This window comes from Haloferax sp. Atlit-6N (genome assembly GCF_003383195.1).
GTDB classification, from domain to species: domain Archaea; phylum Halobacteriota; class Halobacteria; order Halobacteriales; family Haloferacaceae; genus Haloferax; species Haloferax gibbonsii.
On sequence record NZ_QEQJ01000178.1, the window covers coordinates 1 to 524 of the forward strand.

Annotated in this window: 2 protein-coding genes; both read right to left on the minus strand. The window is 67.0% G+C overall.

The genetic code is table 11. From position 1 onward, the window contains the following. A partial coding sequence (locus DEQ92_RS21805; protein WP_199522968.1) for a sulfite exporter TauE/SafE family protein occupies positions 1–245 on the minus strand: 245 nt, incomplete at its 3' end. Continuing rightward, on the minus strand, positions 242–524 hold a 283-nt coding region (locus DEQ92_RS21810; protein ID WP_394338718.1), incomplete at its 5' end, for an SCO family protein. The genes DEQ92_RS21805 and DEQ92_RS21810, both read right to left, overlap by 4 nt.

Below are 524 nucleotides of genomic sequence, written 5' to 3' on the forward strand. Positions count from 1 at the left end.
ACCGCATACAGCGAGAGGAAGTCGTCGTCGCGGGCGCTAGTGGGTCCGCCAGCACCGCCAGCGCCGCCTCCGTCCATCCGATCGGCGCACATCGACACAAGCGGTCCGCACATCCCGAGACAGTGGCCGGTTCCGAACAGGCCGACGAGCACGAACAGGCCGAGTTCGACCGTGCGCGTCGTCGGCGGTTGGGCCCCCGGGGCGACGCACGTCCCCCCGGTCTGCAGGAGCGCGTCGACGATCACGCTTGCAGGACGGTCTCCAGATCCGACCACACGCGGTCGCCCGCCGGGTCGTTGCCGGTGTAGGCCCGTTCGACGTAGCCGTCGGCGTTCGCCAAGAGCAGGAGGCCGAGGTGGCTGTACATATACATACTGCTCTCGGTCTCGCTCGTCTTCTCGAAGGTGACGCCGTAGGTCTCCTGGACCACCTCCTTTGCGTGGTCGTGATCGTCGGGGCGGAGGAAGTGCCAGTTGCCGGCGTCGAGATCGACGTTCATCATCTCGGCGTACTCTTCGAGCCGC